3 protein-coding genes and 1 pseudogene are annotated in these 4785 nt (G+C 48.9%); 2 read left to right on the top strand and 2 right to left on the bottom strand.

Annotated elements, in window-relative coordinates:
* Both ACKPQ4_RS02385 and rpsO read right to left on the bottom strand, forming a co-directional pair.
* A pseudogene (locus ACKPQ4_RS02385) lies at nucleotides 1-752 on the bottom strand (polyribonucleotide nucleotidyltransferase); the annotation flags it as partial.
* Nucleotides 753-956: 204 nt separating this feature from the next.
* Nucleotides 957-1223 carry a 30S ribosomal protein S15 gene (gene rpsO, locus ACKPQ4_RS02380; RefSeq protein WP_407679611.1) on the bottom strand — a complete coding sequence of 89 codons (267 nt, stop codon included), beginning with the start codon at nucleotides 1221-1223 and terminating at the stop codon, nucleotides 957-959.
* 269 nt (nucleotides 1224-1492) lie between these two features.
* Here rpsO and ACKPQ4_RS02375 point away from each other — a divergent pair, with 269 nt between their 5' ends.
* On the top strand, nucleotides 1493-1933 hold the full coding sequence (locus tag ACKPQ4_RS02375) for a gamma-glutamylcyclotransferase family protein (protein WP_407679610.1): 441 nt from the start codon (nucleotides 1493-1495) through the stop codon (nucleotides 1931-1933).
* A partial coding sequence (locus ACKPQ4_RS02370; protein ID WP_407679609.1) for a hydantoinase/oxoprolinase family protein occupies nucleotides 1933-4785 on the top strand: 2853 nt, incomplete at its 3' end. The genes ACKPQ4_RS02375 and ACKPQ4_RS02370, both read left to right, overlap by 1 nt.

The raw sequence follows: 4785 nt of genomic DNA, 5'->3' as shown, positions 1-4785 counted from the left end.
CGATTTCCAGTAATTTCACGGCAAAGTTCTAAGACATTGTCTGGTGCCTTGACCAAGTCAAAGTCCTTCTTTTGCTTGCCACAAAGTTCGGCTAATTCGCGCTGGGCTGCAATGATTTCCTGAATGGATTCATGAGCAAACTCGAGGGCTTCGACAAAACGATCTTCAGGGATTTGATCAGCCGAACCTTCGATCATCATCATTTCCTTTTCACTTCCGACATAAATCAGATCGAGTGCGGAATCGTACATTTGTTCGTTGGTTGGATTGACCACGAATTCGCCGTCAATTTGTCCCAAGCGTACACATCCAATTGGTCCATTCCATGGAATATCAGAAATCATAAGGGCGGCGGAAGCACCATTAACCATCAATACATCGCCTTCGTTTTCCATGTCGGTCGAAAGAAGGTAACCGATTAATTGAACTTCATTTAAAAAACCCTTGGGAAATAGGGGGCGTAACGGACGATCGCAAAGACGAGAAGTGAGAACCTCTTTTTCTGTTGGTTTCCCTTCGCGCTTGAAATATCCACCAGGGAATCGTCCAGCGGCGGTAAATTTTTCACGGTAATCCACGGTTAAGGGGAAAAAGTCCTGTCCTGGGCGCAGGGTGGAAGAGGCAGTTGCAGAGACAAACACGCTGGTCTCCCCCTGGGTTATCGTTACGGCTCCACCGGCCAATCCGGCAAGTGTGCCAGAAGAGATTTGAATGCCGAGTTTTTCGGCGTTTACATTATACTTTTGTTTCATTGATTCGTACTAGGTTTGGGTATTTTACTTATTTCTTCGATTCATCCATTGACCGGACCGGATTGTCTGGGCAAAGCCTTTCCAACAGTTTCAAGCGGCACATTAGAGTACCATTGATCCGCAAAAAAAGGAAAAAGACTCGGGCCAACGCATGGCTTCGAGTATGAAAAAAATTGCAAGAATGAGAAAGAGGGGATCGATCCTTTAGCGACGCAAGCCGAGTTTCTCGACTAAATCTTTGTAGCCTTTCAGGTCGTTCTTCTTAAGGTAATCCAAAAGTTTTCTCCGGCGGGCTGCCATCATTAGCAATCCTCTGCGGGAGTGGAAATCCTTGCGGTGGGTTTTCAAATGTTCCGTAAGGTGATTGATACGAGCGGTAAGCAGGGCAACTTGTACCTCGCTGGACCCGGTATCTTTCTCATGGGAACGATTATCTTCGATGATTGACTGTTTATTTACTTGTTTTGACATTGGTCTTATTGGATTGCTCGACTCGAAGAATGGACGGATGCCCATTCGCGTTTCAGGTTTAGCCGTAACGCCGTTTTCGTCATTCCTTCCTCGCCTCTTGGATTGGTTGGTTTGATACAGTCAAGGGGACAACTCCGAAGAGTGGTTCCTAACGATGGGCACAAATACTGCCTATTTTTGTCGCCTTTACAAGCACGAAAGCAGTTCCACACTTGCCAGTTTCTTGATCCGTCCCAACATCATGCTGATTCCAATGTAATTATTTTCAGATGTCTACCATGTACTTTGCTTATGGTTCAAATATGAACCTCGATCAGATGGCGATGCGCTGTCCAGGTGCTATGCTCGGCCAAATCGCCCGTCTTGCGGATTGGCAATATTTTATCAATGGAAATGGTTATGCGGGGATCGAAAAAAAGGAGGGCTCAAAGGTACTTGGCTGTCTTTGGACTTTAAAAGAAAAACATTGGCGTGCCCTCGATCACTACGAGGGAGTAGCTGGGGGGTATTATGAACGTGTGGAAATGGAGGTGGAATTGCTAGGGCAAAATACCTTTGCGAAGGTGTGGGTCTATTTGTCCTGTGATTATCAATATGGAATTCCCCAACCTCGCTACCAAACGGCAGTGGTTGAAGGAGCCCGCCAAATACAATTACCTAAGGATTACCTGCCTATTCTTGAGTCCTGGGCAAACGGTTGTCCACATTGATGAATTCAAAGACTTCCCATTGGTCCTTTTTTATTGATACGGGAGGTACCTTCACGGATTGCCTGGCCCATGATCCATGCGGGAACCTTCATCGGGCAAAGGTACTTTCTCGGGGGAGTTTGTCTGCCCAAGTTTTAAAAATTGAGTCCGACGGTAGTATCCTTCTGACCGGTTCACCTAATTGGCCGGATTCTTTTCCCCTTGGGTTTTGTTTGCAATCTGGGAAAGATCAATCCCCCATCTATGTAATCGGTTGGCAACACTCTAAGGCTAGGCTCGTTTTGGATGCTCAAGTACCAGACCAAATTGTTCCGGGATCAGCCATCGAACTGTTGTCTGGAGAAGAGGCCCCAGTGCTTGGGCAAAGATTAATTCTTTCCCGTGCTGGAATATCTCCAGATGAGGTGACTTCCGTAATGCGTTTGGCTACCACTCGTTGTACCAATGCACTACTTGAAGGGAAGGGCAATCCCCCCGTTCTTTTTTTGACCAGTGGCTTTCCCGATTTATTGGATATTGGGGATCAGAGACGTACCGGACTCTTTGATCTTGTTCCTCAAAAACGTCCTGTCCTGCACGGTCCGGTGGTCGAGGTTGCGGAACGAATGGACCCCAAAGGTAAACCAATACAAGTGCCCGATCTTTCACTTGTTGAACCCCTTGCCCGCGAACTTCTGGCCCAGGGCGAGCGGGTGGCGGTGGTGTCCTTTCTCCACTCGTATATCAATGATACTCACGAAAAGTTCGTTGCCCAAGCTCTTTTGGACTGGGGATTTGAACGAGTGGTTTGTTCGGCCGAAATTCGGCGTTTTCAAAAGTGGTTGCCCCGTTGTGAATCTTCGGTGGTGGAAGCTTATTTGTCTGGAGTTTTAAACAGTTATTTAGATGCAGTGGAGAAGGGGCTAGGCCAGGGGAGCGAGACCTTGGTGTGTTCGAGTTCAGGCGGGTTGTCCCGCCGGTCGGATTACCGGGCAATCGATAGTCTGCTTAGTGGTCCGGCAGGCGGGGTGGTCGGTGCGTCCGCAGTCGCCCGTTCAGCCGGGTTGGGGAATTTCATCAATTTAGACATGGGAGGAACGAGTTCGGATGTTTCCCGTTACTCCGGTTCTTTTGCTTATCAATCAAGCCACCAGGTTGGTGATGCCCGGGTGGACAATGTGGCGATGCGAATCGAAACGGTTGCTGCCGGTGGCGGTTCTATTTGCCGGGTAGTGGATGGCTTGTTGAAAGTCGGTCCTGAGAGTGCCGGGGCTTATCCGGGGCCTGCTTGTTATGGCTTTGGAGGTCCTTTGTGTCTGACCGATATAAATTTATTGCTCGGTCGTCTGGATCCCTCCCAATTTTCTACACCCGTGCTTGAATCAGCCTCCCAGAAATGCCTTAACCAATGGGTGGAGCAAAGTGGCCAGTCATCGGAAGATCTTCTGTACGGGTTTCTGTCCTTGGCGGACGATGCCATGGCCAATGCAATTCGCAAGGTATCTGTAGCAGAGGGATACGACCCGACTGATCATAGTATGGTTTGCTTTGGCGGAGCCGGTGGGCAGCATGCATGTGGAGTGGCGGAGCGTTTGGGGATGTCCCAAATTTTATCCCCCGCAGATTCAGGACTGTTAAGTGCTTATGGTCTGTCCTGTGCCAGCCTGGAAAGGGTGGGGGAAAGATCAATTCTTCTTCCCTTGGATGATGAATCGATCAGAGAGATCGAGAGTCAACTTGTTGCTCAAACCTTGAATGCCTTGCCAGTCAAGGATGGCAAATTGGATCAGAAGACCGCTTTTGTTCGCTTGGCCGGACAGGATGCACCCTTGGAAGTTCCTTACTCCAAATTCACGGAAATTTCCCGTTTGTATCGCGATAAATTTCTTAAAGTTTTTGGCTATTTACCAACGGATCGTGCCCTCGAGCTATACTCGCTGCGAGTCAGAGTGGTCGGCCCTTCGCCCAGGCTGGAGCAGGAATCTTTTTCTGTAAGAACCGCAAGCTTGCCACCAGGGGATGGGCGAAAGATCTACAATCGTACTGAAGTTCAGGTGGGTGCTGAACTTATGGGTCCCTGCTTGGTGGCAGATGATTTTGGCAGCCTTTGGATCGCAAAAGGCTGGCGGGCAACCAAGGGAAGTCGGGGAAGTTTTATGCTCAATCGGGAAGAGCAAAAAAAGAAAAAAGGTCTCGGATCTCTTGGCTTTGCCAGTCGCGAACTTTTTACCAACCGTTTTTTCTGCCTTGCCGAGGAAATGGGAGCCCAGTTGGAACGTACAGCCTTGTCGGTAAATGTCCGTGAACGCCTCGATTTTTCCTGTGCCTTACTTGATCAAGACGGATACCTCGTTGCCAATGCACCGCATGTTCCAGTGCACCTTGGAGCTTTGGGGGTATGTGCCCGAACCCTATTAAACTTTTTACCCAAACTATGCCCTGGTGATATCGTGGTGAGCAATCATCCTGCCTTTGGGGGTTCTCACCTTCCAGATGTTACTGTGCTGGCACCAGTTTTTGCCGAGGGTAAAGATCGACCGGTTGCTTATTTGGCCAACCGTGCACACCATGCTGAGATTGGAGGGAAAAGCCCCGGTTCTATGCCCGCATCCACAAACTCTCTAGCCGAAGAAGGGGTGGTCATTTCTCCTCGGTTACTTTTTGCGGCAGGGAAATCCCGCATGCATGAGGTCGAAAAACTCTTACAAAGTGGAAAATATCCATCCCGCCAACCTGCAGAAAACTTGGCTGATCTGTCCGCCCAGGTAGCCTCTTTACGCCTGGGGCTTGATACCGTGGAAGAAATGATACAATCCTATGGATACCGAGAAATTACAGATCAAATAAGGGCCATGTCGAAAGTTTCGAGTGTC

It is taken from the genome of Candidatus Chordibacter forsetii (assembly GCF_964187505.1).
GTDB classification, from domain to species: domain Bacteria; phylum Verrucomicrobiota; class Verrucomicrobiia; order Opitutales; family Seribacteraceae; genus Chordibacter; species Chordibacter forsetii.
Note: the sequence above shows the minus strand (reverse complement) of the source record. Positions and strands in the feature narration are given on the sequence as shown.

Coding starts and splice junctions, on each gene's coding strand:
- ACKPQ4_RS02375 (WP_407679610.1), top strand. CDS start 1,493: ATGTCTACCATGTACTTTGCTTATGGTTCAAATATGAACCTCGATCAG.
- rpsO (WP_407679611.1), bottom strand. CDS start 1,223: ATGTCAAAACAAGTAAATAAACAGTCAATCATCGAAGATAATCGTTCC.